Genomic DNA, 26,162 nt, shown 5'->3' on the forward strand with positions numbered 1-26,162 from the left:
GTTCGGCAGGCCGAAACTAGTTCGCCTCTTGCGGATTAACAATCGCATGGTTCAGGTTTTCCGGAGGTGACGCGGCGCGGCGACCTGCGGCCTGTTGGCGGTGATCCATTCGATGACGGCACGCGTCAGGAGCATGGTTTCTTCCGGCAGGCCGGGCCGCACATGGGCCACGAATTCGACATCGGGCAAAGGCGGCAATTGCGCATTGCCCGGCGACGATTGCAGGTTGGCCGGGATCGAACTGGCATTCAGCGGGGTGACCGCAAGCCCTGCAGCGGCCATAGCCGTCAGGCTACCGAGGCTGGGGCTGACGCTGGTGATCCTCCACGTGCAGTTCTGCGCTGCGAGCGCGGCAAGGGCGGCGTCCCTGTAGGGGCACGGTTCGGGAAACACGGCAATGGGAATGGGCGTCTCGGCATCGAGCGGGGTCCTTCCGAGCACCCATCGGAGCGGCTCGTTCCACAGATGCATACCGGGCTGCTCGCCCCGGCAGCGGCAGCCGACGATCAGGTCGAGTTCGCCCTTGTCCATGCTGTCGAGCAGCACCGCCGTGTTGGAAATATGGACTTCCAGCGTCCTTGCCGTGCGGGAATCCTGGAATTTCCGCAGCACCGCGGGCAGCCATGTGCTCGTCAGATCATCGGATGCGCCGATGCGCAGGTGAAGCGCGTTGCTGCTTCCCCGCATCAGGGTCCGGGCTTCCTCGCTCAGGCGCAGGATCGCCCGCGCATGGCCGAGCAGCGCCTGTCCCTGCGGCGTCAGGGCGACCGTGCGGGTGCTACGCTCGAAAAGGGCGGTGCCCGCCTGTTCCTCCAGCCGCCGGATATGGGCGCTGACGGCGGATTGCGTCAGGTTCAACTGCTGCCCCGCCTTCGTGAAGCTCGACAGGCAGGCGACCGTTTCGAATGTCCGCAGCAGCACGATGTCGAACATCGATCCACCTCGCTCCGTTATCAATGACATGATGATAAATCGTTTCTCATGATCAATAAAGGCTGATTGACTTGCCCCGCCGGCAAAACGGGAGGTCAACCGCCGTGTCACTGGAAAGCTGGATACCCTTCGCCTTCGCTACCATGGCCTTCGCCTGCATGCCCGGGCCGGCCATTCTCTACATGTCGGCGCAGACCCTTGCCCACGGCCGCCGGGCCGGGCTGATGGCCGCCCTCGGCATCCATCTCGGCTGCTATGTCCACATAGCCGGGGCCTCCGTCGGCCTTGCCGCCCTCCTCCATCATGCGCCCGCGCTCTATACAGCCGTCAGGACGGCCGGCGCCCTCTATATGCTCTGGCTGGGCGGCCGGATGATCGTTCCGCCCGGAGCGCGGGCGGAAACCGAAACGCGTCCGAGGCAAAGGAAGGTCCTGCACGACAGTATCGTGGTCGAGGTCCTCAATCCGAAGACCGCGCTCTTCTTCCTGACCTTCCTGCCGCAGTTCGTCGATCCCGCTGCGGCGACGCCGGACTGGCTCCAGTTCCTGCTGCTGGGGGTCATCGTCAACGGCGCTTTCTCGCTGGGCGACCTCGCCTCGGTGGGTATCGCGTCCCTCGCCGCACCGCTCGTTTCCACGCCCGGCTCCGGCCTTTGGGTCTCGCGGATCAGTGGCTGCATCCTCGTCGGGCTCAGCCTTGCCATCATGTTGCGTATCCTGTGAGGCAAGCCCGGCCATGAACATGGGAGGAAACGGATGAACATCTCGACACACGCCTTCGCCGCGGCCCTCGCCGTCCTGCCGACGAGCATGTCCGCCATGGCGGCGGATCACCAATGGAAGACCTATACCAATGTCCGCTTCGGCTACAGCATCTGCTATCCGGCCGATCTCCTTGCTGCCCAGCCGGAGGCCGATAACGGCGATGGCCGCGTGTTCTCCGCGAAATCGGGCGCCGAATTGCGGGTCTGGGGTGGCTACAACGTGATGGAGCAGACCGCCGACGCCATCGTCTCGGACCTCGACAGCCCGGATGCCGTCGTCAGCTATCACCGAGCAAAAGAAAACTGGGCCGTCATCTCCGGCCGCGAGAACGGCAGGGTCTTCTATGCCAAGGCCCTGCTGAGACCGAATGGGCAAAATGACATCGACAGCCTTCACGTCTTCCGCCTGACATATCCGTTGGACGAGGCGAAGACCTACGAGGCCGTGGTCGCCAGACTGGCCACATGCTTCCGGCCCGCCCGGTAACGGTCCCCACTTACGACGCCAAGGAGGAAGACATGAACCGGCTGCTGCTTGCAATGCCCCTCTTCGTTGCCGGACTGTACACCGCAGTTCCAGCCACCGCCGCGGAAAAGCTGTTTCCGCGGGCCACCGAAAGCGACGACCAGCTCAAGAAATTCTACGACGATGCGGGAGACATCTGCCTGCACAATCCCAGCGGAGACGTCCGCGTCGCCGTCGCCTGCAAGGCGATGACGATCTACGGCGTCGCGCTCAACGAGAGGAACTGGTGCTACGGGCGCCGCAGCGAGGCGAATGCCGAGATGCGCTGGCATCGGTGCGGGGCAGATTCCGAGCGATTCACCCTCGATACGCTCAACGATTTTGGGAGGTAGACACGATGCTGAAACCGATCGCTATCTTCGTCGCCAGCCTTATCCTCCTCGTGCCGGTCTGCCTCTTTGCCGGATACGGGATCGGCGAGGTGATCGCCGCCTTCGTCTATCCACCCGCCCCGCCCGCAACGGATGTCTACCGGGAGGATCGTGAACTCTTTGCCGGCATTTACGGCATCATGTTCATCGGCGGAGGCCTGTATGTCCTTTGCGCTGCCTTCGCCGTGTTTCGGCTGGTCAGGGCGATCCGCAGGAGCCGGGCGTAATCCCGGACGAAGGGCCCGTTTCCGCGCGCACCGCTCAGGGATGGTGCAGCACCGTCATCCCGCCATCGACCGTCAGGCAGGTGGCATTCATGAACGGGCATTCGTCCGAGATCATGAAGAGCGCCGCCTTGGCGATTTCCTCCGGCGTCGCGATGCGCCCGCCGGGATGGAGCTTCAGTGTCTCCGCCTCGGCGGCCAGGGGATCGGGGAAGCTGTTCCAGTAGTCCACGACCTTTTGCGTGCGCACATAGCCCGGCGCCAGCGCGTTCACCCGCACGCCCTGCCCGGCATATTCGAGGCCGAGGGCCTTGGTCATGCCGAGCAGGGCATGCTTGGCAACCGGATAGGGAAAGCTGTGGGGAACGATGGTGAAGGCATGGGTGGAGGCGATGTTGAGGATGACGCCGCCGCCTTCCTCGAGCAGGCCCGGCAGCACCGCGCGGCTGCAATTCCAGGCGCCCTTGAGATTGATATCGAGGCAGCGCTGCCAGTCGGCATCGGAAAGCTTCAGCGGCTCGGAGAAGACATTGACGCCGGCATTGTTGACGAGCGCGTTCGGCCGGCCGATCTCCAGCGCCGCGGCCGCCACGGCACTCTCGATGGCCGCCGCATCGGTGATATCGACGGCCGCATGGCCGATCCGCCCGCCGGCCGCGCGCAGGCGCTCCGCCTCAGAGGAAAGCAGGCCGCCGTAGCGATCGATCAGGAAGAGGCTCGCCCCTTCCGCAAGAAAGGCCTCGGCCATGGCAAGGCCGATGCCCTGCGCCGCGCCGGTGATGACGATCCGCTTGCCTTCGAGGCGTCCTGCCATGTCGGTTCTCCTCAGCGGCCGTTCGACGACGGATGATTGCGGACGGCGATCGCGATGTCGCGCGCGGCGATGTCGAGCATGCGGCGCGAGCATTCGCGGGCGGCTTGCCTGTCGCGAAGGCGCAGCGCCTCGACGAGCTGCCTGTGGATCTCCACTGCCTCGCCGCGCGCATCCGCCGCCTCGTTGGAGGTGTGCAGAGAAAATTCCAGCGCCGCCCGGATGATGCTGGCGAGCTGCATGAAGACCTGGTTGTGGCTCGCCTTCAGGAGCCCCGCATGAAAGGCGACGTCGGCCTTGGTGAAGGCTTCGAGGTCTCCCTCCGCATCGCGCATCTCCTCCCAGGCGCGCTCGATCTCGGCGACCTCCTGCAGCGTCGCCCGCTCGGCGGCGAATTCTGCGGCGAAGGGCTCGATGGCGCGGCGAGCGTCCAGCACGCAGTTGAGGAGATCGAGTTCGAAGATGCGCGGACCGATCCATTCCAGCACCTGCTGGTCGAGGATGTTCCACTCCTCCTTCGGGCAGACGACCGTGCCGACGCGCGAGCGCCCGCGCACAAGCCCCTTGGATTCCAGGATCTTCAGCGATTCCCGGATGACCGTGCGGCTGACGCCGTAGCGCAGGCACAGCTCGTTCTCCGTCGGCAGGAAGGCGCCGACCGGGAAGACATCGGCGCAGATATCGGTCGCGATCGTCCGCGTCACGTTCTTTTGCACCCGGGGCCGGCGCACGCTCCCCTCGCCTTCGGACATATCCGGGCGCTCACTCTGTTGCTGCACGACCATTCTCCACCCCACTCAGCCTGCGATGCATAACCGGTTTCAGCCGCGCTGGCGACGGCCGGTTTCGCGTCGATCCGACATCACTATCATACATCGATATTCAATTCATCATACAAAGACAATTGACGGATATGATGAAAATCCCTACACCAAGAGCACTGCAGACGCAGTTGTTTTGGGAGAGAGACAATGGGCTTTATCAAGGCAGCCATCCTGGCTGGCACCGTCGCCGTATTCGCCGCAACCTCCGCCTTCGCCGCCGACGTCAAGATCGGCTTCATCGTGAAGCAGCCGGAAGAGCCGTGGTTCCAGGATGAGTGGAAGTTCGCAGATGTCGCCGCCAGGGAGAAGGGCTTCACGCTCGTCAAGATCGGCGCGGAAGACGGCGAGAAGGTTCAGTCGGCCATCGACAATCTCGGCGCGCAGGGCGCCCAGGGCTTCATCATCTGCACGCCGGACGTCAAGCTCGGCCCCGGCATCGTCGCCAAGGCCGCTGCCAACGATCTCAAGCTGATGACAGTCGACGACCGCCTCGTGAACGCCGATGGCAGCCCGATCGAGGACGTGCCGCATATGGGCATTTCCGCCACCAAGATCGGCGAGGCCGTCGGCCAGACGATCGTCGACGAGATCAAGAAGCGCGGCTGGGACATGAAGGACGTCGGCGCGATCCGCGTCTCCTACGACCAGCTCCCGACGGCCGTCGACCGCGTCGAAGGCGCGCTCTCCGTGCTGAAGGTCGCCGGCTTCCCGGAAGCCAACATCTTCGACGCGCCCCAGGCCAAGACCGATACGGAAGCCGCCCTCAACGCCGCGACCGTCGTTCTCAACAAGAATGCCGGCATCAAGCACTGGGTCGCCGTCGGCCTCAATGACGAAGCCGTCCTCGGCGCGGTGCGCGCCACCGAAAGCGTCGGCATTGCCGCCGACAGCATGATCGGCGTCGGCATCGGCGGGGCGGATTCGGCGATCAACGAGTTCAAGAAGCCCGCGGCCACCGGCTTCTTCGGCACCGTGATCATCTCGCCGAAGCGCCACGGCTACGAGACCGCGCTCAACATGTACGACTGGGTCGCCAACGGCAAGGAACCGGAAAAGCTGATCCTGACCGCCGGCCAGATCGCGCTGCGCGACAATTACGAAACGGTTCGCAAGGACCTCGGCATCGAATAATCATCCTCTGAGGATGACCCAGCCCGGCGGCACAGCCGCCGGGCCTCTTTCGGGGTGCTGACATGACTGACTTTCTCGAATTCAGGGCGATATCCAAGGGATATCCCGGCGTGCAGGCGCTCGCCGACGTTTCCTTCTGCGTGAAGAAGGGCGCCGTACATGGCCTGATGGGCGAAAACGGCGCAGGCAAATCCACCCTCATCCGCGTGCTCTCCGGCGATCAGTCCGCCGATGCCGGCGATATCCTCATCGACGGCAAGGCGCAGCATTACCGCTCCGTGCGGGATGCCTTCGAGGCCGGCGTCATCGTCATCCATCAGGAACTCCAGCTCGTGCCCGAGCTGACGGTCGCCGAAAACCTCTGGCTCGGCCGCTTTCCCGGCAGGGCCGGCGTCATCGACCGCACGCGCCTCGTCGGCGTGGTGAAGGAGAAGCTTGCGGAGATCGGCATCGACATCGATCCCGCCGCCAAGGTCGCCTCGCTCTCGATCGGCGAGCGCCAGATGGTGGAGATCGCCAAGGCGGTGATGGCCGATGCGCGCGTCATCGCGCTGGACGAGCCCACCTCCTCGCTCTCCTCGCGCGAAAGCGAAATCCTCTTTGCGCTGATCGACCGCCTGCGCGCGCAGGGCAAGGTCATCCTCTACGTCTCGCACCGCCTCGACGAGATTTTCCGCCTGTGCGACAGCCTCACGGTGCTGCGCGACGGCAAGCTTGCCGCCCATCATCCCGCGATTGCCGAGATCACGCGCGAGCAGATCATCGCCGAAATGGTCGGCCGCGAGATTTCCAACATCTGGGGTTTTCGCCCGCGCGAGCGGGGTGCCATGCGGCTGGAGGTCAAGGATCTTTCAGGTCGCAAGCTGCGCAACCCGATCGGTTTCTCCGTGCGCCAGGGCGAAATCCTCGGCTTCTTCGGCCTTATCGGCGCGGGCCGCAGCGAGATGGCGCGCCTCGTCTATGGCGCGGACAGCCGCCTGCAGGGCACCGTCAGCGTCGATGGCCGGGCAGTCGTGCCCGACAGTCCGCCGCACGCCATCCGCGCCGGCATCGTGCTCTGCCCGGAAGACCGCAAGTTCGACGGCATCGTGCAGGGCCGCAATATCGAGGAGAACATGGCGATCTCCTCGCGCCGCCATTTTTCCCCCTTCGGCATTCTCCAGCCGAAGAAGGAAGCGGAACTGGCCGAGCGCTTCATCGCCAAGCTGCGCGTGCGCACGCCCTCGCGCAAGCAGGACATCGTCAATCTGTCGGGCGGCAACCAGCAGAAGGTCATCCTCGGCCGCTGGCTTTCCGAACAGGGCGTGAAGGTCCTCATCATCGACGAACCGACGCGCGGCATCGATGTCGGCGCCAAGTCGGAAATCTACGAAATCCTCTACGAGCTTGCCGGCCAGGGCATGGCGATCGTCGTCATATCGAGCGAACTGCCCGAGGTGATGGGCATAACCGACCGCATCATGGTCATGTGCCAGGGCCGGGTGGCTGCCGATTTCGAGCGTGCCGATTTCGACGAGCGCCGTATCCTTGCCGCCGCTCTTCCCGATGTGGCCAATGCCAGCGAACTTCCAACACAGCAGGTCCAGTCGCGATGACGTCCTTGAAAAAACTCCTCCTCGGCGAGCAGGGCCTCGTCGTCATCTTCGCTATCGCCTTCGCCATCGTGGCGCTCACGGTTCCGAACTTCCTGACCGAGCGCAACATGCTGGGCCTGCTGCAATCGGTGGTCACCATCGGCATCGTCGCCTGTACGATGATGTTCTGTCTCGCCTCGCGCGATTTCGATCTGTCGGTCGGCTCCACCGTCGCCTTTTCCGGCATGATCGCCGTCATGGCCTCAAACGCCTCGGGCTCGATCGTCGTCGGCCTCATCGCCGCGCTTCTGTGCGGCGGGGCGGTCGGCCTCATCAATGGCGTGGTCATCGCCCGCTTCCGCATCAACGCGCTCATCACGACGCTCGCCACCATGCAGATCGTGCGCGGCTTCGCGCTGATCGCCTCGGACGGCCGCGCCGTCGGCATCAACGATCCCGGCTTCTACCAGCTTGCCCTGTCGAAATTCCTGGGCATCCCGACGCCGATCTGGGTCATGGCCGTCTTCTTCGTCGTCTTCGGCTTCGTGCTGAACCGCACGGTTTTCGGCAAGAACACGCTGGCGATCGGCGGCAATCCCGAAGCCTCGCGGCTTGCCGGCGTCAATGTCTCCAACATGCGCATCTGGATCTTCGCGCTGCAGGGCTTCGTCTGCGCCGTCGCCGGCGTGCTGCTTGCCTCGCGCATCACCTCGGGCCAGCCGAATGCCGCCACGGGCCTCGAGCTCTCGGTCATCTCGGCCTGCGTGCTCGGCGGCGTCTCGCTTGCCGGCGGCCGGGCGGCCATGACGGGCGTCATCGTCGGCGTACTCATCATGGGCATTGCGGAGAACGTCATGAATCTCCTCAACATCCAGGCATTCTACCAATATGTCGTGCGCGGCCTCATCCTGCTGCTCGCCGTGCTGCTCGACAACCTCCGCTCGGCCGCCGCTGGCCGGCGGACCTGACAGGCCTCACCCATCTCGCAAAGGCCGCGTCTCCGACAACCGGACCGCGGCCTTCGTGCTTTCATCATGCGGGATGGATCGTGATGCGCATGGAGACGCCAAGGCATTCGCCCGGTTCCAGCACCTTGAGCCCATGGTCCCGCAGCTCGCCGGGCAGGTTGAAGGCGTCGACGGGATGCGTCACCGGCTCGAAACAGACGAAGTCCGCATCCGCGGCGGGCGAGAAGACGACATAGCGGTTCAGCGCCCCGCTCGCCTCGATATCCGCCGCGAGGCCTCTTCCCGGCCAGGCGATCCGCGCCTTGCCGTCCCAACCGTCGAACCAGTTGTTGACCCAACGGGCCGGAAGAAGCCGGGGGTGGTTGAAATCCATATCCGGATGCATGGCGACGGGCTCGCGGCCCTTCGGAAGATGATCGGCCTGCTCCAGCCAGACATCCGTGGCGGGGGCGGCGAGCGTCGTATCCGCATCGCGCACGAACCAGGGATGGAAACCAAGGCCATAAGGCAGCCGGATGGCGGCGCGGTTGGTGACGTCGAGCGTCATGAGGAGCCCGGCATCAATGAGACGGTAGGTCACCGTCGCATCGAAACGGAATGGCCCGGGCCCTTCCGCCGAGAGCGCAACGCAAATGAAATCCGCCCCTTCCGACGCGACATGCCACGCAGCTGAAAAGCCGCTGCCGTGGAGCGGATAGGCCTCGCTCTCCATGTTGCGAGGCAATGCATGGAAGACACCGTCGAACGAGAAACCGCCACCGGAAACGCGCCCGGAAAAGGGCACGAGCAGGATATTGGACAGGGCGAAGGGATGCATCGTCCCGGGATCGACCGTCCGGAAGATCGGCTGCCAACCGTCATCATGCCGCACGTCGAACGCCGTCAGCCCGGCGCCGAGATCGGGGCGCATGGTGATGCGCGCCCTGCCGTTGGAAAGCGAGACCGCCGCATCCGACGCGCCGGTGACGGTCCTCTCTGAGTGCTGCGTCATTTTATGTGACCATTCGTCGTTGAATGAACAGGGGGCCGACTTGGCATCGCGCTTCGCACCTGCCCTTCATAACTGGGCGCGGGTCTGTTTCTCCAGCCCGGTTTGCCGGACGATTTCGGCGATGCGGGTGAACTGGGCGGAAAGCGGGTTGGTTTTGCGCCAGACCATGCCGATCCTTCGCGTCGGGCGCGGCTCGGCAAGGCGCGAGATGCAGACCGAGGCGGAGCGCGTCTCCGTCTCGACGGCCATCTGCGGGATGAGCGTCACCCCGATGCCCGCTCCGACCATCTGGACGAGGGTCGAGAGCGAGCTTCCCTCCATCAGTTCCCGCGTCGAGGACGGCGTGATGTTGCAGAGCGAGAGCGCCTGCTCGCGGAAGCAGTGCCCCTCTTCTAGCAGGAGCAGCCGCATCTCGTGCAGCCTGTCGGAACTCGGCACGGGCTTGCCCGCGTCCTCCGGCGGCCGCACCAGCACAAATTCCTCCTCGAAGAGTGATACCTCCTCGAGCGCCGGCTCGGATACCGGCAGGGCCACGATGGCGGCGTCGAGCTTGGCTTCGGCCAGGTCCTCGATCAGCCGGTGCGTGATCGCCTCGCGCGGCCGCGGATCGAGCTCGGGATATTGCCGCGTCAGCGCCTTGATGACCCCCGGCAGGAGATAGGGCGCAATGGTGGGGATAACGCCGAGCCGAAGACGGCCGGAGAACGGCCCGTGCGAGGCGCGGCCGAGATCCCCGAGTTCGTCGACAGCGCGCAGGATCGCCCGCGTCCGGCCGGCGAATTCTTCGCCGAGCCCCGTCAGGCGGATGCGGCGCCCGCCCCTTTCCACCAGCGGCGCGCCGACCAGATCCTCCAGCTCGCGGATCTGCACGGACAGCGCGGGCTGGGAAATGGCGCAGCTTTCCGCGGCCCGGCCGAAATGGCCGAGCCGGGCGAGCGCATCGAAATAGCGCAGGTGTTTCATGGAGAGGCCAATCATAACCTGAGCATATCGCAGCCTTTAGGTTTTACAATTGGAATTTATGGAAGAGGTTTGCTAGTTCTGGGCCACTCGGAAGACGTTTTCGGCGCCGCCGACCCAAGAGGCGTGCCCGCAAAAGCCCTTCCAGTGTTCATAGCTCGAAGAAAATCCGTTGGAGGACCAAATGGATACGAAGACGACGACGACCGGCAAGTGTCCGGTCATGCACGGCGGCGCCACCGCTCTCGGCAACTCCGTCATGGAATGGTGGCCCAATGCGCTGAACCTCGACATCCTGCACCAGCACGACACCAAGACCAATCCGCTGGGCAAGAACTTCAACTATCGCGAAGAACTCAAGAAGCTGGACGTGGAAGCGCTGAAGGCGGACCTGCGCGCCCTGATGACCGACAGCCAGGACTGGTGGCCGGCCGACTGGGGCAGCTATGTCGGCATGATGGCGCGTGTCTCCTGGCATGCCGCCGGCTCCTATCGCGCGGCGGACGGCCGCGGCGGCGCGGGCACGGGCAACCAGCGCTTCGCCCCGCTCAACTCCTGGCCGGACAACGTCAACACCGACAAGGGCCGCCGCCTGCTCTGGCCAATCAAGAAGAAATACGGCAACAAGATCTCCTGGGCCGACCTCATCGCGCTCGCCGGCACCATCGCCTATGACGTCGCGGGCCTGAAGACCTTCGGCTTCGCGTTCGGCCGCGAGGACATCTGGGCGCCGGAAAAGGACGTCTACTGGGGCAACGAGAAAGAATGGCTCGCCCCGAGCGACGGCCGCTACGGCAACGTCGCCAATCCCGCGACGCTGGAAAACCCGCTTGCCGCCGTGCAGATGGGCCTCATCTACGTCAACCCGGAAGGCGTCAACGGCAAGTCCGACCCGATGGCGACGGCCGCGCAGATGCGCGAAACCTTCGCCCGCATGGGCATGGACGACGAGGAAACCGTCGCGCTGACGGCCGGCGGCCACACCATCGGCAAGTCGCACGGCAACGGCAAGGCGAGCAACCTCAGCCCCGATCCGGAAGCCGCCGGCCCCGAATTCCAGGGCCTCGGCTGGATGAACACCCACGGCCGCGGCATCGGCCGCGACACGGTCGTCTCGGGCATCGAAGGCGCCTGGACCTCCGAGCCGACGAAGTGGGACAACGGCTTCTTCGAAATGCTCTTCAAGCATGAGTGGACGCTGACGCACAGCCCCGCCGGCGCATCGCAGTGGGCGCCGATCACCATCGCCGAGCAGGACAAGCCGGTCGACGTCGAGGATCCCTCGATCCGCACCATCCCGATGATGACCGATGCCGACATGGCGCTGAAGGTGGACCCGATCTACCGCGAGATCTCGCTGCGCTTCATGAACGACTTCGCCGCCTTCTCGGATGCCTTCGCCCGCGCCTGGTTCAAGCTGACTCACCGCGATATGGGTCCGAAGTCCCGCTATGTCGGCCCGGACGTTCCGGCAGAGGACCTCGTCTGGCAGGATCCGATCCCGGCCGGCAGCACCGGCTATGACGTCTCGGCCGTCAAGGCGAAGATCGCCGCGTCCGGCCTTTCGCCGGCCGACCTCGTCGCCACGGCCTGGGACAGCGCCCGCACCTATCGCGGCTCCGACTACCGCGGCGGCGCGAACGGCGCCCGCATCCGCCTCGCCCCGCAGAAGGACTGGGAAGGCAACGAACCGGCGCGCCTCGCCCGCGTTCTGTCCATCCTCGAGCCGATCGCGGCGGCCTCGGGCGCAAGCCTTGCCGACGTCATCGTGCTGGCCGGCAACTGGGGTGTCGAGCAGGCCGCGAAGGCCGCCGGCTTCGACGTCACCGTGCCCTTCGCGCCGGGCCGGGGCGATGCCACCGCCGAGCAGACCGACGCGGACAGCTTCGCGCCGCTCGAGCCGCTCGCCGACGGTTTCCGCAACTGGCAGAAGAAGGACTATGTGGTGAGCCCGGAAGAGCTGCTGCTCGACCGCGCCCAGCTCATGGGCCTGACGGCACCGGAAATGACGGCGCTCATCGGCGGCCTGCGCGTCATCAGCACGAACCATGCCGGCACCGCCCACGGCGTCTTCACGAACCGGGTCGGCGCGCTGACGACAGACTTCTTCACGACGCTCACCGACATGAACTACTCGTGGATTCCGACGGGCGCCAACCTGTACGAAATCCGCGACCGCAAGACCGGCGTGGCAAAGTACACGGCAACCCGCGTCGATCTCGTCTTCGGTTCGAACTCGGTGCTGCGCGCCTATGCGGAAGTCTATGCCCAGGACGACAGCAAGGAGAAGTTCGTCAAGGACTTCGTCGCCGCCTGGACCAAGGTCATGAACGCCGATCGCTTCGATCTGGCGGCATAACCACCCATCCGAAAACGCCTTCCCCCGCCCGCGGGGGAAGGCAGTTCACCATCCTGCTAGGACCGACCCGCCGGCCTCTTCGCCGTATCCTTCGCCGATCCTGGCTTGGGAGCCGAAGGGTCCTGACCGCCCTTTTCCCGTGCATGGGCCTCCGGCCCCGCGACGATGGTACCGGGTTTCGTCTCGTCCCGGCCGCCCTTTTCCTTGCCCTTCGCTGCTTCAGCCTGTCTTTCCATCTGCCTGCCTCCTTTCAAGGTCGCGGGCTTAACGTGCCGGCCGAAGTCCGGTTCCCATGTCCCGCTTGCCAATGCCGGAAATCGCCTGCACTTTATGCGCGAAGAGCGATCACGCGGGGTTCGGTCGAATGGGTCGTTCCATGAAGTTTCGCAGGGGAATGCTGCCCGTCGTGCTCGCCGTCGGCCTTTGCGGGCCGGCGCTGGCGGACGATGCGGTCGACTGGGCAAAGCCGCTCGCCGGCGACTGGACCTTTTCAGGCGTTTCCGAGGGCGATCCCTATTGCCGCCTGACGCTCGGGACCGAAGGGGCGATCGGCGGCGCGGGCGTCGACATCTCCGCGACCTGCCTGCGCAACTTCCCGTTCGGGGACGTCGCCGCCTGGACCCTTCGCGACGACGGGATCGCCTTCATCGACCCGCTGCGCAAGACGGTCATCGCGCTGTCCAAAAGCGAAGATGGGTCCTATGGCGCAACGCTCGACGACGGCCGCCAGGTCTCGCTCGACCGCGGCGCGCCGCAGGAACCGCAATCGCTGAAAGATCTGCTGGACGGGACCTTCACCCTCAGCGGCGCGAACGATGCCGAAACCTGCGGCTTTGCCGTCAGCGCCCGCTCGTCGACCGGCGGGACGCTCGAACAGGCCGGCGCATGCCCGGATCGCTGGAAGGGCAAGGGATGGGCGAAATGGCGGTTCGCCGCCGGCAAGCTCGACCTTCTGACGAAGAAGGACAAGGTCATCCTGACCATGGTCCCGGCGGACGGCTTTACCTTCACCGTGGAGGAAGACGCAGGGCCGATCTATTTCGGCCCGGGAGCCATTCAGGGCGAATAGGTGCCGTCAGAGGCTCTGCGGCGCAAGAAATTGGTAATAGGCCCAGACGAGAACGATCACCACGACGACGGCGAGCCAGATCGGCCCCTTCTTCGGGCCGGGCGATGCGGGCTTGTTCTCCGGCTTTGGCTTCCGGCGTTCGAACTTCAGAACATTGTTGTCGTCCAAGGCGCCCTCCCTCGCAAAGCCCGCCGCCGGTTTAGGGGTTTGGAGCCGGGCCGGCAAGCGGGGACATTGGAAATATCCTCCATCCCCGCCACCCCTTCAAGCGCGGATCGCGAGGAGCCACGTCTTGCCTTTCCGAGGACAAAGAAACCGCAGCGGAAAGTTTTTCATCGAAACCCGTGCGCCCATCTGGCTCTGTCGGTCGCGGTCTGATAGCTCAGCCGGCGATCCCGATAGCCGGACTGTTGCCGTGTCCCCCATTTCCGCCTCCCGTCATGCCCGCCTCGCCCTCATCGCCCTCCTCGCCGGAGGCGTCGCCATCGGCGGATCGCCGATCTTCGTGCGGCTTTCCGAAGTGGGGCCGATGGCCACCGCGTTCTGGCGCGTGTCGCTGGCCCTCCTGCCGTTCTACGTCATGTCGAAGGTGGCGAAGGAAGGCGGCGAAACGCCGGCCGGCCTGCGCGATTATCTCATCCTCTTGCTGCCGGGTCTCTTCCTCGCGGCGGACCTTGCCGCCTGGCATCTCTCGCTGCACATGACCTCCGTCGCCAATGCGACGCTGCTGACCAACCTCGCCCCCGTCTTCGTCACGCTCGGCTCCTGGCTGTTCTTCCGCACGCGCATCACGCCTGTCTTCCTCGCCGGGCTGGCGATCGCGCTGGTCGGCGTCATCGTTTTGAAGGGCGGGCCGGCGGCCATCGGCGGCGGACAGCTTGCGGGCGATGCGACGGCCATCGTCGCCGCCTTCTTCTATGCCTGCTACATGCTGGCGCTCGGCCATGTGCGCTCGCGCTTCTCCACGCTGCGCATCATGGTGTGGACGACGCTTTCGGCCGCCATCTGCATGCTGCCCGTCGCGCTTGTCTTCGAAGATGCCATGCTGCCGACGGTGGCCTTCGGCTGGGCGATGTTGATCGGCCTTGCCTTCATCAGCCATGTCGGCGGGCAGGGCCTCGTCACCTATGCCCTCGCCTACCTGCCGACGGCCTTTTCCTCTCTGACGCTGCTCCTCCAGCCGGTGGTCGCCGCCATCCTCGCCTGGATCCTGCTGGCCGAACCGGTCAGCATCCTTCAGGCGGTCGGCGGGGCGATCGTGCTGGCCGGCATCCTCGTCGCCCGCCGGGGGTGACGCCCGTCAATGGTTGTGCCGGGGTGGCGTCTCCGCGATCTTGCGGAAATCCGCCGCGCCGTCGATGACGGCGCCGTCCGAAAGCTGGGTGACGGTCTTGCGGTAGATGCGTTGCCACGGCGTCGCATCCGCCGGCACCGGCGGAATGCCGTCCACCCTGCGCCGCTCGATCTCCGCCTCCTCCACCAGCATGTCACAGCGGCCCTCTGCAAGATCGATGCGGATCACATCGCCGGTGCGCAGCCAGGCGAGCCCGCCGCCCGCGGCGCTTTCCGGCGAAGCGTTGAGGATCGACGGGCTGTCCGCCGTGCCCGACTGGCGCCCGTCGCCGATGGTCGGCAGGCTGGTGATGCCGCGTTTGAGAAGATGATCCGGTGGCTGCATGTTGACGACCTCCGCCGAGCCCGGCCAGCCGAGCGGCCCCGCGCCCCTTATGACGAGGATCGTCCGCTCGTCGATGCCGAGCGCCGGATCGTTGATGCGCCGGTGATAATCCTCCGAACCATCGAAGACGACGGCCCGTCCCTCGAAGACGCCTTCGCGCCCCGGCTCGCTGAGATAGCGCTTGCGGAACTCGTCGGAGATCACCGAGGTCTTCATGATCGCGAAGTCGAAGAGGTTGCCCTTGAGCACGAGGAAGCCGGCCCGCTCCTTGAGCGGCGCGCCATAGGGGCGGATGACCTCGCGGTCCGTCGCCCCACGCCCTTCGAGGTTCTGCGCGACGGTATGGCCCGTGACGGTGGGACAGGTCCCGTCGAGCTTTCCGGCATCGAGCAGTTCGCGCATGATCGCCGGCACCCCGCCGGCCCGGTGGAACCGCTCGCCGAGGAAGCGGCCGGCGGGCTGCACGTCGGCGAGCAGCGGGATATCGTAGCCGTAAGCCTGCCAGTCCTCCGGCTCCAGCGCCACGCCGGCGTGCCTGGCCATCGCCATCAGGTGCGGCTGCGCATTGGTCGAGCCGCCGATGGCCGAGTTGACGCGGATGGCGTTGAGGAATGCGGCGCGCGTCAGGATATGCGAAGGGCGCACATCCTCCAGCACCAGCTCCACCGCCCGCCTGCCGGTACGGTAGGCCATCTGCCCGCGCTCGCGATAGGCGGCGGGAATGGCGGCGCAGCCCGTCAGCGACATGCCGAGCGCTTCGGCCAGCGCGTTCATGGTCGAGGCCGTGCCCATCGTGTTGCAATGGCCGATAGAGGGCGCCGAATCCATCGCGGCGGCGAGGAAGTCGTCCTCGTCGATGGCGCCCGCCGCCAGCTTGCGGCGCGAGCGCCAGATGACCGTGCCGGAGCCGACGAGGTCGCCCTCGTGCCAGCCGTCGAGCATCGGCCCGCCGGACAGCACGATGGCCGGGATGTCGACCGTCGAGGCCGCCATCAGCGCGGAGGGCGTGGTCTTGTCGCAGCCCGTCGTCAGCACGACACCGTCGAGCGGATAGCCGTAGAGGATTTCGACGAGGCCGAGATAGGCAAGGTTCCGGTCGAGCGCGGCGGTCGGGCGCTTGCAATTCTCGAAGATCGGATGGGTCGGGAACTCGATGGGAATGCCGCCCGCATCGCGGATGCCGTCGCGCACGCGCTTTGCGAGCTCCATGTGATGGCGGTTGCAGGGCGTCAGGTCGCTGCCGCTCTGCGCAATGCCGATCACCGGCTTGCCGGAGCGCAGTTCCTCCGGCGTGATGCCGTAGTTCATGAAGCGCTCCAGGTAGATCGCCGCCATGTCGATATGGTCGCGGTTGTCGAACCAGTCCTGCGAGCGCAGCCGGCGGCCTGTCTTTTCATTGGTCATCGAAAGAACCCTTGCAGATATCGGGCACAGTCTTCCACCCCTCTCCGCCCGGATCAACCGGCGCGCGGTTTATGCAGCTATCAAAATTGCTGACTGGATCGGCCTGCCGGAATATGTCACAGCCCTCGGGTCCCAAGACATCGAGCGCCCGCCATGACCGACATCGCCGCTTCCTCCCCTCATTCCGGCTCCGCCCGTCTCGGCGTCATGCTGATGCTGCTCGGCATGGTCATGTTCTCGCTGAACGACGTGCTCGGCAAATGGCTGGTCTCCACCTATTCCGTCGGCCAGCTCATGCTGATCCGCAGCCTTGCAGCGCTCGTCGTGCTGATGCCCTTCTTCTGGCGCATGGGCTGGCGGCGGCTGATCGACGTCGATCGGCCGAAGCTGCATATCCTGCGCACCACCCTCTTCGCCATCGAGGCCTCCGGCTTCTACTTCGCCGTCGCCTATATGCCGCTCGCCGATACCATGACCTACTGGCTCGCCGCGCCGATCTACGTCGCCGCGCTCTCACCGCTCATGCTGGGCGAGAAAGTCGGCTGGCGGCGCTGGACAGCCATCATCGTCGGCTTCGTCGGGGTCCTCATCGCGCTGTCGCCGTCGAAGGACACGTTCACCCTGCCTGCGCTGATCGCGCTTGCCGGCAGCATGGCCTTCGGCCTCGCCATGGTGCTCGGCCGCTCGCTGCGGACGACGCCCGACACGACGCTGGTGTTCTGGCAGGTCGCCGGCGCGGCCATCCTCGCCGGCATCTGGTGCCTTGCCGATCCGGCCGGCTGGACGCCCGTCAAGCCGCTCGATTTCGGCCTGCTCAGCCTTCTCGGCATCGTGGCGATGAGCGCGCATATGCTGGTGAACCGCTCGCTGAAGCTCGCCGACGCGGCGACCGTGGTGCCGCTGCAATATACGATGCTGCTCTGGGCGGTGGTCTTCGGCTGGATCTTCTTCGGCGATGCGCCCCGGACCGCCATGCTGGTCGGCGCCGGCTTCATCGTGGCGTCCGGCCTCTTCATCTTCTTCCGCGAACAGCAGTTGAAGCGCCGCGCCGGCTGAAAGGCATCTGAGGGAAAAGGTGGCCGGCCAGGGCCGGCCCCAGTTGGCGCGGCTCGACCGGCCGCGCGCGGTCACCGGCCGCCGGAGCGGCCGGGGAGGATTGCGATGGACCTCAGATCGTCCCGGCGGCCATTTCCTTGGCGATATGGTCGGCCTGGCGGATGGCGAGCGTGACGATGGTCAGCGTCGGGTTTTCCGCCGCGCCGCTGGTGAACTGGCTGCCGTCCGAGACGAAGAGGTTCTTGATGTCGTGGGTCTGGCCCCATTTGTTGACGACGCCGTCCTCAGCCTTCTCGCTCATGCGGTTGGTGCCGAGATTGTGCGTGGAGGGATAGGGCGGCGTCGGGAAGCTGCGGGTCGCGCCGACGGCCTCATAGAGCGCCTGCCCCTGCTTGTAGGCATGGTCGCGCATGGCAACGTCGTTCGGATGGTCGGTGAACCAGACATCCGGGATCGGCATGCCGTACTGGTCCTTCAGTTCGCCATGCAGCTTTACCGCGTTCTGCTCCTGCGCCAGATCCTCGCCGACGATCCAGAGGCCGGCCATGTTGGCATAGCTGTCCATGGCGGAGGCGAAAGAGCGGCCCCAGCCGCCCGGATCGAGGAACGCGGCCATGAAGGGCACGCCGAGCGAGAGGGTTTCCAGCTCGTAGCCGCCGACGAAGCCGCGGGACGGATCGTGCCGCGCCTCGTCGCGAATGATGCCGGCCATGGTAGTGCCGCGATACATGTGCACCGGCTTCTCGAAGACGGCATAGACCGAGCCGGTCGTGTGGCGCATGTAATTCTTGCCGACCTGGCCCGAGGAATTGGCAAGCCCGTCCGGATATTTGCCGGATGCGGAATTGAGCAGCAGGCGCGGGCTTTCGATGGAATTGCCGGCGACGCAGACGATGCGGGCCTTCTGGCTGTGCAGCTTGCCGTCCTTGTCGGCATAGACGACGTTCGTCACCTTGCCGCTGTCGTCGTGCTCGATCTTCACGACATGCGAGTTGGGACGGATCTCCAGCTTGCCGGTCGCCTCGCCCTTCGGGATTTCCGTATAGAGCGTCGACCATTTGGCGCCCCACTTGCACCCCTGGAAGCAGAAGCCGGTCTGCTGACAGCTCATTCGATCGTCGCGATCGGCCGAGTTGATCGCCATGTTGCCGGTGTGACATTCCTTGTAGCCGAGCTTGTCCGCACCCGCCTTCAGGATCTTGAAGTTGTTGTTGCCGGGCAGGCCCTCGATGCCGTTGGTGCGCGTCACGCCCATCTTGTCCTCGGCCTTGGCGTAATACGGCTCCAGCTCGGCGAGCGTCAGCGGCCAGTCGAGCAGGTTGGCGCCCTCGACCTTGCCATAATGGGTCAGCGTCTTGAACTCGTGCTCCTGGAAGCGCAGGGACGCGCCGGCCCAGTGCGTCGTGGTGCCGCCGACGGCCTTGACGATCCAGGCCGGCAGGTTGGGAAAGTCCTTCGCGACCCGCCAGCCGCCGCCGGTCGTGCGATGGTCGAGCCAGGCGAGCTGGGCGAAGCTGTCCCATTCGTCGTTGATGAAGTCCTCGTGCTCGATCCGTGAACCGGCTTCCAGGATGACGACGTCGATCCCCTTCTGCGCCAGTTCGTTGCCCAGCGTGCCGCCGCCGGCACCCGAGCCGATGATGACGACCACGCCGTCGTCGTTGAGATCATAAGGAGCTGCCATGGTTTCCTCCCGAAACATGTGCGGTCGGCGTCGTGGACGCCCTGCGGCCGCGCCTCCTCCGGCGCGGGGCCGTCAGACCGCCGTCAAAGCCATTCGATGTCGTTGAAGCCGCGGGCGATATAGCCGCCCTTGGAATAGGATTCGCCCTCGTAGCCGAAATGCGGCCAGAGCTCCTTCTGGTTATAGAAGGAGACGACGAGATCGCCGCGCACCGCCTGGAAGAAGGGCGTCGTCTCGATATCGCGCAGGATCTTCACCCGGTCGTCTTCCCAGCCGAGGCCGCGATAGCCGCCCCCGCCCGCCCGCTTGTCGAGATCGGCGATGCCCGCCTCGATCAGTTCCTTGTGCTTGGCGTCGGTGCCGGCCTTGGTCTCGTGCCCCTTGACCGCGATGGCGTAGAAACGGTCGGAGACCGCGTCGTGCGGGTAGATGTCGCGGGCAAGCTTGATGAGGGTCGCCATGGTCTCGGGCTTGAGGGCCGTCGTCTCCATGCCCCAGGCCCGGTCGGGGCTGATCACCGCATTGCCGGTGATGATGAGCGCCGCGCCGAGCGTGCCGCGCTTGAGAAGCTCGCGCCGGGAAAGCCCGGGGCGCTGCTCGTAGATGGTCGTCATGTCACGTTCCTCCCATTGCATCTGAGAGCGGCGGCCTCCTCCGGCCGCCGCCCCGTTCATTTGAAGCGGCCGTGCCGTTGCAGGACCTCGATCTTGTAGCCATCCGGATCGGTGACGAAGAAGAAGCGGGCGAGAAGGCCGCCGTCGCGATTGAACTCGACGATCTTGCCCAGCGTGTAGCCGAGGGCCGCAAGGCGCGCGTGCTCGCCGTCGAGATCGGCCACCGAGACGGCGAGATGACCATAGCCGTCCCCGAGGTCGTAGGGTTCGGTCCTGCCCTTGTTGATCGTCAGCTCGAGCTCGAATTCGCTTTCCGCATTGCTCATGTAGACGAGCGTGAAGGTCTCGAAATCGAGCCGATCGGCGATGGCGAGGCCAAATGCCTTGCCGTAAAAATCCACGGAACGCCCCTCGTCGAGGACACGGATCATGGAATGAATGGTCTTTGCCACGCTGGCCTTCCCCTGCTTGCAGTTCGACTTGTAGGATGAAGTTTGCGCCCGGATCGGCGGGGGCGGGTAGCAGCCCGCTACCGCATGCTGATTTTCATTTCCGGAGTTTTAAACGAAGGATTTTGCGTGCTTTTCGCCGCTATGGGATGATTTGACCAAAGCCGGCCCCCACCGCATAATCGCATCATAAAAACACGACTGGAGGATATGCCATGTGTGAGGTCTTTGCGGGCCAGGATCCGCAACGCTACCGGCCCGTCAACCGTTCGGTGCGAATCGGGGGGCATTCGACGAGCATTCAGATCGAGGCAGCCTTCTGGGACCTGATCGACGAGATGTCGGCAAGCCAGGGAATGTCGACCTCCCGCTTCCTCTCGACGCTCTATGACGAGGCGCTGGAGATCAACGGTTCGGTGCCGAACTTCGCCTCGCTGCTGCGGACGAGCTGTCTCATCTACATCATGGGCGGAGCGGCCAAGGGCGAGCAGCCGCGGGAGTTCCACATCGTCGCGGCGGAATGAAGCCTAGAATGTCGGGGGCGTGTTGATCCAGATCAGCACGGTCTCGCCATCGTGGCGATTGCGCCAGGCGTGGCGGCGGCAGCTTGAGAAATAGAGGCTGTCGCCGGGGCCGAGGTCGTGGAATTCGTGGCCGTCGAGCACGATTTCGACCTGCCCGCAAAGCACGTGCACGAACTCCTCGCCGTCATGCGTGTAGGCGCCGTCACTCGACGCGCCGGGCGCCAGCACGAAGCGGTGGCAGTCCATCATGTTGCGCCCGTCCGCCAGCACCTGCACGGTGACGCCCGGAGACGTCTCGGGCCAGAATTTCCACTCCCCCGCCCTGACGACGGAACGGTTGTCCTCTTCCTCCTCGCCGGAGAGTTTCGAGACGGTCGTGCCGTAGTAATCGGCAAGGTCATGCAGCACGCGGAAGGTCACGCCTAACGAGGTGCGCTCGAAGGTGGAGAGCATCGAGGTCGCGATGCCGATATCGCCTGCGACCTGTTCGAGCGTCTTGCCAGCGGCATGGCGCAGGCTCCGCAGCTTGCGCCCGACGCCCTGAGGCGCATCGCCCTCCCAGGCTCCCGTATCGGCGGCAGGTTCCTCGGCCTCCAATGCCTCGCGGATGGCGGCGGGGTTGAGGCCGCGTTCCGTGCGATACCAGGCGATGCGCTTCAGCCGGGTCACGTCCTCGGCGCTGTATTGCCGGTGCCCCGTTTCCGAGCGGCCGGGCACGACGAGCCCCTGCGTTTCCCACAGGCGCAGCGTGGAGGCCGAAACGCCGGCAAGCCGCGCGGCTTCCGCCACCTTGTAATGCACCGGTTCGCCGGAACCCATCGCGCCAAATCCCTGATTCTTTATTATCCTTCGTATAACATTCCGGGCGCGCCGGCCGGTTGGAAAATCCGTCGCATTGCGCGCGTAGAATGCCGTTGCATTCTTGCAGAAAAAATGTAGGAATTCCACATGAGACTTGCAGAAAAAATGTAAGTTAATGCAAGCCCAGCGAAACGAAGCCTCCAGATCCAGGAACAGCGCCATGACCGCCACGCCTCTGACAGACCGCAAGAACGCCGCCATTTCCCGCGGCGTCGGCATGACCACGCAGATCTACGCCGACCGCGCGGAAAACGCCGAGATCTGGGACAAGGAAGGCAACCGCTATATCGATTTCGCCGCCGGCATCGCCGTGGTCAATACCGGCCACCGCCATCCGCGCGTCATCGAGGCCGTCAAGAAGCAGCTCGACCGCTTCACGCATACCTGCCACCAGGTCGTTCCTTACGAGAACTATGTCGAGCTCGCCGAGCGCCTGAACGCCATCACCCCCGGCAACTTCGCCAAGAAGACGATCTTCGTGACGACCGGCGCCGAAGCCGTCGAGAATGCCGTGAAGATCGCCCGCGCCGCCACTGGCCGCCAGGCCGTCATCGCCTTTTCGGGCGGCTTCCACGGCCGCACCTTCATGGGCATGGCGCTGACCGGCAAGGTCGTGCCCTACAAGGTCGGCTTCGGCGCCATGCCGGGCGACGTCTTCCACGCGCCCTTCCCCGTCGAGATGCACGGCACGAGCGTCGAGCAGTCGCTGGGCGTCCTGAAGAAGCTCTTCGCCGCCGACGTCGATCCGAACCGCGTCGCCGCGATCATCGTCGAGCCCGTGCAGGGCGAAGGCGGCTTCTATCCCGTCCCGGTCAATTTCATGAAGGCGCTGCGCGAGATCTGCGACCAGCACGGCATCCTGCTCATCGCCGACGAGGTGCAGACAGGCTTTGCCCGTACCGGCAAGCTCTTCGCCATGGAGCACTACGGCATCGCGGCCGATCTGATGACCATGGCCAAGGGCCTCGGCGGCGGATTCCCGATCGCGGCCGTCACCGGCCGCGCGGAAATCATGGACGCCCCCGGTCCGGGCGGCCTCGGCGGCACCTATGCCGGCAACCCGCTCGGCGTTGCGGCGGCCCATGCCGTGCTCGACGTCATCAAGGACGAGGATCTCTGCAACCGCGCCGAAAATCTCGGTGCGCGCCTCAAGCAGCGCCTGGCCTCGCTGCAGGACAAGGTGCCGGAGATCGTCGACATCCGCGGCCCGGGCTTCATGAACGCCGTCGAGTTCAACGACGTCACCACGAAGCAGCCGAGCGCCGACTTCGCCAACAAGGTGCGCCTGAAGGCCCTCGAAAAGGGCCTGATCCTGCTCACCTGCGGCGTGCACGGCAACGTCATCCGTTTCCTCGCGCCGATCACCATCCAGGACGAGGTCTTCGCCGAAGCGCTCGACATTCTCGAAGCGGCGATGGTCGAAGCCCGCGCCGCCTGACCGGCGGCGCAAAAGACCGAACGACTTTATTTCAAGGCAACACCCGGGGCATAGGCTCCGGGTGAATGGCCTTTTCTGCCCGAAAGGAATGCAATCATGGCCTTTTACGACGCTCTGACCAGGCACCTGAAATCGACCGAATTCCTGCGCGACGCCGGCTATGTCAACGGCAACTGGATCGGCGGCAACGGCGCCGCGACCTTCGATGTCCTCAATCCCGCGACGGGCGAAAAACTGGCGACGCTGCCGGAAATGGGCGCGAGCGAAACCGCCGCCGCCATCGACGCCGCCTACAAGGCGCAAGGCCCATGGGCCGCCCGACCCGCCAAGGACCGCAGCACCCTGCTGCGCAAGTGGAACGACCTGATCGTCGCCAATGCCAACGAGCTGGCCGCCATCCTCACCGCCGAAATGGGCAAGCCCCTGCCGGAAGCGCGCGGCGAAATCCTCTATGCCGCCTCCTATGTCGAGTGGTACGCGGAAGAGGCCAAGCGCATCAACGGCGAGACGATCCCGGCCCCCTCGCCGGACAGGCGCATGCTCGTCATCAAGCAGCCGGTCGGCGTCGTCGGCGCGATCACGCCGTGGAACTTCCCGGCCGCGATGATCGCGCGCAAGGTCGCCCCGGCGCTCGCCGTCGGCTGCACGGTAGTCTCCAAGCCGGCCGAGCAGACGCCGCTTTCGGCCATCGCCCTTGCGGTGCTGGCGGAAAAGGCCGGCATTCCGGCCGGCGTCTTCAACGTCATCCTCGGCACCGATGGCCCCGCCATCGGCAAGGAGCTCTGCTTCAATCCGAAGGTGCGGAAGATCTCCTTCACCGGCTCCACGGAGGTCGGCCGCATCCTGATGCGCCAGTGCTCCGACCAGATCAAGAAGGTGAGCCTGGAACTCGGCGGCAACGCGCCCTTCATCGTCTTCGATGATGCCAATCTCGACGCCGCCGTCGAGGGTGCGATGGCCTCGAAATACCGCAATGCCGGCCAGACCTGCGTGTGCGCCAATCGGCTCTACGTCCAGTCGAACGTCTACGACGCCTTTGCGGAAAAGCTGGCGAAGAAGGTCGCCGAGCTCTCCGTCGGCAACGGCTTCGACAAGGGCACGACCATCGGCCCGCTGATCGAGGAAGCCGCCATCGACAAGGTCGAAGCCCATATCGCCGACGCCGTTTCCAAGGGTGCCACGGTGATCGCCGGCGGCAAGCGCATCGAGGGCAAGGGCACCTTCTTCCAGCCGACCGTACTGAAGGACGTCGCCCGCGGCATGACGGTGGCGAAGGAAGAGACCTTCGGCCCCGTCGCTCCGCTCTTCCGCTTCGATACGGTCGAAGATGTGATCGAGCAGGCCAACGACACCGAATTCGGCCTAGCCGCCTACTTCTTCGCCGGCGATCTCAAGAAGGTCTGGAAGGTGGCCGAAGCGCTGGAATACGGCATGGTCGGCGTCAATACCGGCCTCATCTCCTCCGAAGCCGCCCCCTTCGGCGGCATCAAGCAGTCCGGCCTCGGCCGCGAGGGCTCGGCCCACGGCGCGGAGGATTATCTGGAGCTGAAATATGTCTGCATGGGCGACGTCGCCTGACGATCCCGGATCGCCCCGCTTCGGCGGGGCGGTTTCTACGCGGCTTCGATATCCGTTTTGGAGAAGTCGTCCCCTTTATAGAGCAGCGGCATGTTGAGATGCCGGGCGCAGGCATAGGCGAAACAATCGCCGAAGTTGAGGCTTGCAGGATGGCGTCCCTTGCCGAAGCGTTGATAGGCGTCGACGGCAGCGGCCGTCATTGCCGGCTCGATCGTAGCCACCGTAACATCGAAGGGACGAATGTAGGCCTGGACCTCACGCAGGGCTGCTTGCGGCTCAAGTCCGAAAATCCTGCTGTAAGCGACAGACGCCTCCCAAAGCGCCATCGGCGACGTCACCCTCGTATCAACGCTCATCAAACGCGTGGACAATATCGTCGCATCGCTTTCATCCGCCATCATGGCGACGATGGCTGAGGCAGCGATAAACATCAGTCTTCGTAAAGGCTATCGATGAAGGCCTTATCGGCCTTGAGACCAGTCGGAGAATACTTCTGATTCAACGCGCGGGTCATGGCAACAGCCTTCTCCACCAAGGTCGGCTCGCTTTCAACCCGCTCGAGTTCATGCGCCAAAGCCTGTCGCACCGCCTCGGTCTTGCTGACCTTGCGCAGAGCGGAAAGCCGGTCGGCGAGCCTGTCGACTTCCTGATCTTTTACATAGAGCGGCATAGTATATCCCTTTACAGCTAGGGGTATATATAGCACGCTTTATCCGGCTTTCAAAGCTCAGGTCGCCCTCACCGTCTCCGGATGCGCCGCCTTGAAGGCTGGCAATTCCAAGCAGGTTTCGGCGATGCGGCGCACCCGCTCCAGCCCGGATATGTCCACACCCCAACGGTTGGCGTTGTAGACCTGCGGGACGAGGCAGAAGTCGGCCATGGTGGGGGTGTCGCCGTGGCAGAAGGTGTCGGTGGCGGTATTTTCGAGCAGGATTTCGACGGCGGCGAGGCCTTCGCCGATGAACTTCTTCATCCAGTTGGAACGAACTTCGTCTCCGCCGCCGGTGATCTCCATGACATGGCCGACGATGCCCGTGTTGCAGACGGCGTGGATTTCCATGGCGATGGCGTAGGAGAGCGCGCGCACACGCTGCCGGCCGAGCGGGTCGGCGGGGAGGAAACGCGCCCCGGGGCGCGTTTCCGAGAGGTATTCGATGATCGCGAGGGACTGCGTCAACGTCTGGCCGTCGATCACCAGCGCCGGGACGAGGCCCTGCGGGTTGCGGGCGCGGTGTTCGGGCGCGCGCTGCTCACCGGCCAGAAGGTCCACGGAGACCCGCCGGTAGGCGAGGCCGAGGCTTTCGAGCGCGATGCGCACGCGGTAGCTGGCGGAAGAACGCCAGTAGTCGTAGAGCACGATCTCCTCGCTCAT

The 26,162-nt window shown here is 65.1% G+C and carries 29 protein-coding genes; 14 read left to right on the top strand and 15 right to left on the bottom strand.

Annotated elements, in window-relative coordinates; all coding sequences use genetic code 11:
* Window positions 1-51: 51 nt before the first annotated feature.
* The gene (locus ShzoTeo12_RS23260; RefSeq protein WP_318912655.1) at window positions 52-933 is read right to left on the bottom strand and encodes a LysR family transcriptional regulator; all 882 of its coding nucleotides are present in this window, start codon (window positions 931-933) and stop codon (window positions 52-54) included.
* A 143-nt stretch (window positions 934-1,076) separates the two neighbouring features.
* Between ShzoTeo12_RS23260 and ShzoTeo12_RS23265 the strand changes: the two genes are divergently transcribed.
* From ShzoTeo12_RS23265 to ShzoTeo12_RS23280, 4 genes are read left to right on the top strand one after another with little or no spacing between them, the layout of a single operon-like run.
* Window positions 1,077-1,655 (top strand): LysE family translocator, encoded by a 579-nt coding sequence (locus ShzoTeo12_RS23265; RefSeq protein ID WP_318914356.1) that lies wholly within the window; start codon window positions 1,077-1,079, stop codon window positions 1,653-1,655.
* Window positions 1,656-1,688: 33 nt separating this feature from the next.
* The gene (locus ShzoTeo12_RS23270; protein WP_318912656.1) at window positions 1,689-2,183 is read left to right on the top strand and encodes a hypothetical protein; all 495 of its coding nucleotides are present in this window, start codon (window positions 1,689-1,691) and stop codon (window positions 2,181-2,183) included.
* Window positions 2,184-2,215: 32 nt separating this feature from the next.
* Entirely contained in the window at window positions 2,216-2,554 is a 339-nt protein-coding gene (locus ShzoTeo12_RS23275; protein WP_318912657.1) for a hypothetical protein, read from the top strand.
* Between the two features lie 5 nt (window positions 2,555-2,559).
* Window positions 2,560-2,820, top strand: coding sequence for a hypothetical protein (locus ShzoTeo12_RS23280; RefSeq protein ID WP_318912658.1), 261 nt, complete (start codon window positions 2,560-2,562; stop codon window positions 2,818-2,820).
* Between the two features lie 34 nt (window positions 2,821-2,854).
* Here the strand turns inward: ShzoTeo12_RS23280 and ShzoTeo12_RS23285 are convergent, their stop codons facing one another.
* On the bottom strand, window positions 2,855-3,631 hold the full coding sequence (locus ShzoTeo12_RS23285; RefSeq protein WP_318912659.1) for an SDR family oxidoreductase: 777 nt from the start codon (window positions 3,629-3,631) through the stop codon (window positions 2,855-2,857).
* Between the two features lie 11 nt (window positions 3,632-3,642).
* Entirely contained in the window at window positions 3,643-4,380 is a 738-nt protein-coding gene (locus tag ShzoTeo12_RS23290) for a FadR/GntR family transcriptional regulator (RefSeq protein WP_413251204.1), read from the bottom strand.
* Window positions 4,381-4,599: 219 nt separating this feature from the next.
* Between ShzoTeo12_RS23290 and ShzoTeo12_RS23295 the strand changes: the two genes are divergently transcribed.
* The 3 genes from ShzoTeo12_RS23295 to araH all read left to right on the top strand — a co-directional run bounded on the left by ShzoTeo12_RS23295 (window position 4,600) and on the right by araH (window position 8,125).
* Window positions 4,600-5,583, top strand: coding sequence for an arabinose ABC transporter substrate-binding protein (locus ShzoTeo12_RS23295; protein ID WP_318912660.1), 984 nt, complete (start codon window positions 4,600-4,602; stop codon window positions 5,581-5,583).
* 62 nt (window positions 5,584-5,645) lie between these two features.
* Complete coding sequence (araG, locus tag ShzoTeo12_RS23300) at window positions 5,646-7,178, top strand: L-arabinose ABC transporter ATP-binding protein AraG (RefSeq protein WP_318912661.1); 1,533 nt, start codon at window positions 5,646-5,648, stop codon at window positions 7,176-7,178.
* Window positions 7,175-8,125: an L-arabinose ABC transporter permease AraH gene (gene araH, locus ShzoTeo12_RS23305; RefSeq protein WP_318912662.1), complete on the top strand. Its 951-nt coding sequence runs from the start codon at window positions 7,175-7,177 to the stop codon at window positions 8,123-8,125. The genes araG and araH overlap by 4 nt, the downstream gene beginning before the upstream one ends.
* Before the next feature lie 64 nt (window positions 8,126-8,189).
* Here araH and ShzoTeo12_RS23310 read toward each other — a convergent pair whose 3' ends face one another.
* Entirely contained in the window at window positions 8,190-9,116 is a 927-nt protein-coding gene (locus ShzoTeo12_RS23310) for an aldose 1-epimerase (RefSeq protein ID WP_318912663.1), read from the bottom strand.
* A 66-nt stretch (window positions 9,117-9,182) separates the two neighbouring features.
* Window positions 9,183-10,094 (bottom strand): hydrogen peroxide-inducible genes activator, encoded by a 912-nt coding sequence (locus ShzoTeo12_RS23315; protein WP_318912664.1) that lies wholly within the window; start codon window positions 10,092-10,094, stop codon window positions 9,183-9,185.
* 166 nt (window positions 10,095-10,260) lie between these two features.
* On the opposite strand from ShzoTeo12_RS23315, the gene katG reads away from it, so the two are divergent.
* Window positions 10,261-12,435, top strand: a complete 2,175-nt coding sequence (gene katG / locus ShzoTeo12_RS23320; RefSeq protein WP_318912665.1) for a catalase/peroxidase HPI — start codon at window positions 10,261-10,263, stop codon at window positions 12,433-12,435.
* Between the two features lie 56 nt (window positions 12,436-12,491).
* Here the strand turns inward: katG and ShzoTeo12_RS23325 are convergent, their stop codons facing one another.
* Entirely contained in the window at window positions 12,492-12,671 is a 180-nt protein-coding gene (locus ShzoTeo12_RS23325) for a hypothetical protein (protein WP_318912666.1), read from the bottom strand.
* Between the two features lie 140 nt (window positions 12,672-12,811).
* Here ShzoTeo12_RS23325 and ShzoTeo12_RS23330 point away from each other — a divergent pair, with 140 nt between their 5' ends.
* Complete coding sequence (locus tag ShzoTeo12_RS23330) at window positions 12,812-13,504, top strand: AprI/Inh family metalloprotease inhibitor (RefSeq protein ID WP_318912667.1); 693 nt, start codon at window positions 12,812-12,814, stop codon at window positions 13,502-13,504.
* Window positions 13,505-13,510: 6 nt separating this feature from the next.
* On the opposite strand, the gene ShzoTeo12_RS23335 is transcribed toward ShzoTeo12_RS23330, so the two are convergent.
* Entirely contained in the window at window positions 13,511-13,672 is a 162-nt protein-coding gene (locus ShzoTeo12_RS23335; RefSeq protein WP_318912668.1) for a hypothetical protein, read from the bottom strand.
* Between the two features lie 247 nt (window positions 13,673-13,919).
* Here ShzoTeo12_RS23335 and ShzoTeo12_RS23340 point away from each other — a divergent pair, with 247 nt between their 5' ends.
* The gene (locus ShzoTeo12_RS23340; protein WP_318912669.1) at window positions 13,920-14,798 is read left to right on the top strand and encodes a DMT family transporter; all 879 of its coding nucleotides are present in this window, start codon (window positions 13,920-13,922) and stop codon (window positions 14,796-14,798) included.
* 6 nt (window positions 14,799-14,804) lie between these two features.
* Here ShzoTeo12_RS23340 and ShzoTeo12_RS23345 read toward each other — a convergent pair whose 3' ends face one another.
* Entirely contained in the window at window positions 14,805-16,586 is a 1,782-nt protein-coding gene (locus tag ShzoTeo12_RS23345) for an IlvD/Edd family dehydratase (RefSeq protein WP_318912670.1), read from the bottom strand.
* Between the two features lie 153 nt (window positions 16,587-16,739).
* Between ShzoTeo12_RS23345 and ShzoTeo12_RS23350 the strand changes: the two genes are divergently transcribed.
* Window positions 16,740-17,642, top strand: coding sequence for a DMT family transporter (locus tag ShzoTeo12_RS23350; RefSeq protein WP_119255588.1), 903 nt, complete (start codon window positions 16,740-16,742; stop codon window positions 17,640-17,642).
* Between the two features lie 112 nt (window positions 17,643-17,754).
* Here the strand turns inward: ShzoTeo12_RS23350 and ShzoTeo12_RS23355 are convergent, their stop codons facing one another.
* The 3 genes from ShzoTeo12_RS23355 to ShzoTeo12_RS23365 form a co-directional block, all read right to left on the bottom strand.
* Window positions 17,755-19,326 carry a GMC family oxidoreductase gene (locus tag ShzoTeo12_RS23355; RefSeq protein WP_119255587.1) on the bottom strand — a complete coding sequence of 524 codons (1,572 nt, stop codon included), beginning with the start codon at window positions 19,324-19,326 and terminating at the stop codon, window positions 17,755-17,757.
* A gap of 83 nt (window positions 19,327-19,409) precedes the next feature.
* Complete coding sequence (locus tag ShzoTeo12_RS23360; RefSeq protein WP_318912671.1) at window positions 19,410-19,940, bottom strand: gluconate 2-dehydrogenase subunit 3 family protein; 531 nt, start codon at window positions 19,938-19,940, stop codon at window positions 19,410-19,412.
* Between the two features lie 56 nt (window positions 19,941-19,996).
* Window positions 19,997-20,392 carry a VOC family protein gene (locus ShzoTeo12_RS23365; RefSeq protein WP_119255585.1) on the bottom strand — a complete coding sequence of 132 codons (396 nt, stop codon included), beginning with the start codon at window positions 20,390-20,392 and terminating at the stop codon, window positions 19,997-19,999.
* 212 nt (window positions 20,393-20,604) lie between these two features.
* Here ShzoTeo12_RS23365 and ShzoTeo12_RS23370 point away from each other — a divergent pair, with 212 nt between their 5' ends.
* On the top strand, window positions 20,605-20,913 hold the full coding sequence (locus tag ShzoTeo12_RS23370) for a ribbon-helix-helix domain-containing protein (RefSeq protein ID WP_318912672.1): 309 nt from the start codon (window positions 20,605-20,607) through the stop codon (window positions 20,911-20,913).
* Window positions 20,914-20,916: 3 nt separating this feature from the next.
* On the opposite strand, the gene ShzoTeo12_RS23375 is transcribed toward ShzoTeo12_RS23370, so the two are convergent.
* Window positions 20,917-21,732, bottom strand: coding sequence for a MerR family transcriptional regulator (locus ShzoTeo12_RS23375; RefSeq protein ID WP_318912673.1), 816 nt, complete (start codon window positions 21,730-21,732; stop codon window positions 20,917-20,919).
* A gap of 202 nt (window positions 21,733-21,934) precedes the next feature.
* Here ShzoTeo12_RS23375 and ShzoTeo12_RS23380 point away from each other — a divergent pair, with 202 nt between their 5' ends.
* Together ShzoTeo12_RS23380 and ShzoTeo12_RS23385 are read left to right on the top strand one after the other, a co-directional pair.
* Window positions 21,935-23,212 (top strand): 4-aminobutyrate--2-oxoglutarate transaminase, encoded by a 1,278-nt coding sequence (locus ShzoTeo12_RS23380; protein WP_119255582.1) that lies wholly within the window; start codon window positions 21,935-21,937, stop codon window positions 23,210-23,212.
* A 96-nt stretch (window positions 23,213-23,308) separates the two neighbouring features.
* Window positions 23,309-24,790: an NAD-dependent succinate-semialdehyde dehydrogenase gene (locus ShzoTeo12_RS23385; protein ID WP_318912674.1), complete on the top strand. Its 1,482-nt coding sequence runs from the start codon at window positions 23,309-23,311 to the stop codon at window positions 24,788-24,790.
* Between the two features lie 35 nt (window positions 24,791-24,825).
* Here ShzoTeo12_RS23385 and ShzoTeo12_RS23390 read toward each other — a convergent pair whose 3' ends face one another.
* The 3 genes from ShzoTeo12_RS23390 to maiA are packed head-to-tail and all read right to left on the bottom strand — an operon-like array spanning window position 24,826 to window position 26,162.
* Complete coding sequence (locus tag ShzoTeo12_RS23390) at window positions 24,826-25,221, bottom strand: type II toxin-antitoxin system VapC family toxin (protein WP_318912675.1); 396 nt, start codon at window positions 25,219-25,221, stop codon at window positions 24,826-24,828.
* Window positions 25,221-25,460, bottom strand: a complete 240-nt coding sequence (locus ShzoTeo12_RS23395) for a type II toxin-antitoxin system VapB family antitoxin (RefSeq protein WP_160785787.1) — start codon at window positions 25,458-25,460, stop codon at window positions 25,221-25,223. The genes ShzoTeo12_RS23390 and ShzoTeo12_RS23395 overlap by 1 nt, the downstream gene beginning before the upstream one ends.
* Window positions 25,461-25,517: 57 nt before the next feature.
* Entirely contained in the window at window positions 25,518-26,162 is a 645-nt protein-coding gene (gene maiA, locus ShzoTeo12_RS23400; protein ID WP_318912676.1) for a maleylacetoacetate isomerase, read from the bottom strand.

This window comes from Shinella zoogloeoides (genome assembly GCF_033705735.1).
GTDB lineage: Bacteria > Pseudomonadota > Alphaproteobacteria > Rhizobiales > Rhizobiaceae > Shinella > Shinella zoogloeoides_A.

Excerpts from the sequence above, each read along its gene's own strand:
- ShzoTeo12_RS23395 (WP_160785787.1), bottom strand. The coding sequence starts at position 25,460 with ATGCCGCTCTATGTAAAAGATCAGGAAGTCGACAGGCTCGCCGACCGG.
- ShzoTeo12_RS23325 (WP_318912666.1), bottom strand. The coding sequence starts at position 12,671 with ATGGAAAGACAGGCTGAAGCAGCGAAGGGCAAGGAAAAGGGCGGCCGG.
- ShzoTeo12_RS23285 (WP_318912659.1), bottom strand. The coding sequence starts at position 3,631 with ATGGCAGGACGCCTCGAAGGCAAGCGGATCGTCATCACCGGCGCGGCG.
- araH (WP_318912662.1), top strand. The coding sequence starts at position 7,175 with ATGACGTCCTTGAAAAAACTCCTCCTCGGCGAGCAGGGCCTCGTCGTC.
- ShzoTeo12_RS23380 (WP_119255582.1), top strand. The coding sequence starts at position 21,935 with ATGACCGCCACGCCTCTGACAGACCGCAAGAACGCCGCCATTTCCCGC.
- ShzoTeo12_RS23260 (WP_318912655.1), bottom strand. The coding sequence starts at position 933 with ATGTTCGACATCGTGCTGCTGCGGACATTCGAAACGGTCGCCTGCCTG.
- ShzoTeo12_RS23370 (WP_318912672.1), top strand. The coding sequence starts at position 20,605 with ATGTGTGAGGTCTTTGCGGGCCAGGATCCGCAACGCTACCGGCCCGTC.
- katG (WP_318912665.1), top strand. The coding sequence starts at position 10,261 with ATGGATACGAAGACGACGACGACCGGCAAGTGTCCGGTCATGCACGGC.
- ShzoTeo12_RS23290 (WP_413251204.1), bottom strand. The coding sequence starts at position 4,380 with ATGTCCGAAGGCGAGGGGAGCGTGCGCCGGCCCCGGGTGCAAAAGAAC.
- maiA (WP_318912676.1), bottom strand. The coding sequence starts at position 26,162 with ATGAGCGAGGAGATCGTGCTCTACGACTACTGGCGTTCTTCCGCCAGC.
- ShzoTeo12_RS23265 (WP_318914356.1), top strand. The coding sequence starts at position 1,077 with ATGGCCTTCGCCTGCATGCCCGGGCCGGCCATTCTCTACATGTCGGCG.
- ShzoTeo12_RS23385 (WP_318912674.1), top strand. The coding sequence starts at position 23,309 with ATGGCCTTTTACGACGCTCTGACCAGGCACCTGAAATCGACCGAATTC.
- ShzoTeo12_RS23275 (WP_318912657.1), top strand. The coding sequence starts at position 2,216 with ATGAACCGGCTGCTGCTTGCAATGCCCCTCTTCGTTGCCGGACTGTAC.
- ShzoTeo12_RS23280 (WP_318912658.1), top strand. The coding sequence starts at position 2,560 with ATGCTGAAACCGATCGCTATCTTCGTCGCCAGCCTTATCCTCCTCGTG.
- ShzoTeo12_RS23390 (WP_318912675.1), bottom strand. The coding sequence starts at position 25,221 with ATGTTTATCGCTGCCTCAGCCATCGTCGCCATGATGGCGGATGAAAGC.
- araG (WP_318912661.1), top strand. The coding sequence starts at position 5,646 with ATGACTGACTTTCTCGAATTCAGGGCGATATCCAAGGGATATCCCGGC.
- ShzoTeo12_RS23330 (WP_318912667.1), top strand. The coding sequence starts at position 12,812 with ATGAAGTTTCGCAGGGGAATGCTGCCCGTCGTGCTCGCCGTCGGCCTT.
- ShzoTeo12_RS23315 (WP_318912664.1), bottom strand. The coding sequence starts at position 10,094 with ATGATTGGCCTCTCCATGAAACACCTGCGCTATTTCGATGCGCTCGCC.
- ShzoTeo12_RS23360 (WP_318912671.1), bottom strand. The coding sequence starts at position 19,940 with ATGACGACCATCTACGAGCAGCGCCCCGGGCTTTCCCGGCGCGAGCTT.
- ShzoTeo12_RS23375 (WP_318912673.1), bottom strand. The coding sequence starts at position 21,732 with ATGGGTTCCGGCGAACCGGTGCATTACAAGGTGGCGGAAGCCGCGCGG.
- ShzoTeo12_RS23295 (WP_318912660.1), top strand. The coding sequence starts at position 4,600 with ATGGGCTTTATCAAGGCAGCCATCCTGGCTGGCACCGTCGCCGTATTC.
- ShzoTeo12_RS23355 (WP_119255587.1), bottom strand. The coding sequence starts at position 19,326 with ATGGCAGCTCCTTATGATCTCAACGACGACGGCGTGGTCGTCATCATC.
- ShzoTeo12_RS23350 (WP_119255588.1), top strand. The coding sequence starts at position 16,740 with ATGACCGACATCGCCGCTTCCTCCCCTCATTCCGGCTCCGCCCGTCTC.
- ShzoTeo12_RS23270 (WP_318912656.1), top strand. The coding sequence starts at position 1,689 with ATGAACATCTCGACACACGCCTTCGCCGCGGCCCTCGCCGTCCTGCCG.
- ShzoTeo12_RS23345 (WP_318912670.1), bottom strand. The coding sequence starts at position 16,586 with ATGACCAATGAAAAGACAGGCCGCCGGCTGCGCTCGCAGGACTGGTTC.
- ShzoTeo12_RS23310 (WP_318912663.1), bottom strand. The coding sequence starts at position 9,116 with ATGACGCAGCACTCAGAGAGGACCGTCACCGGCGCGTCGGATGCGGCG.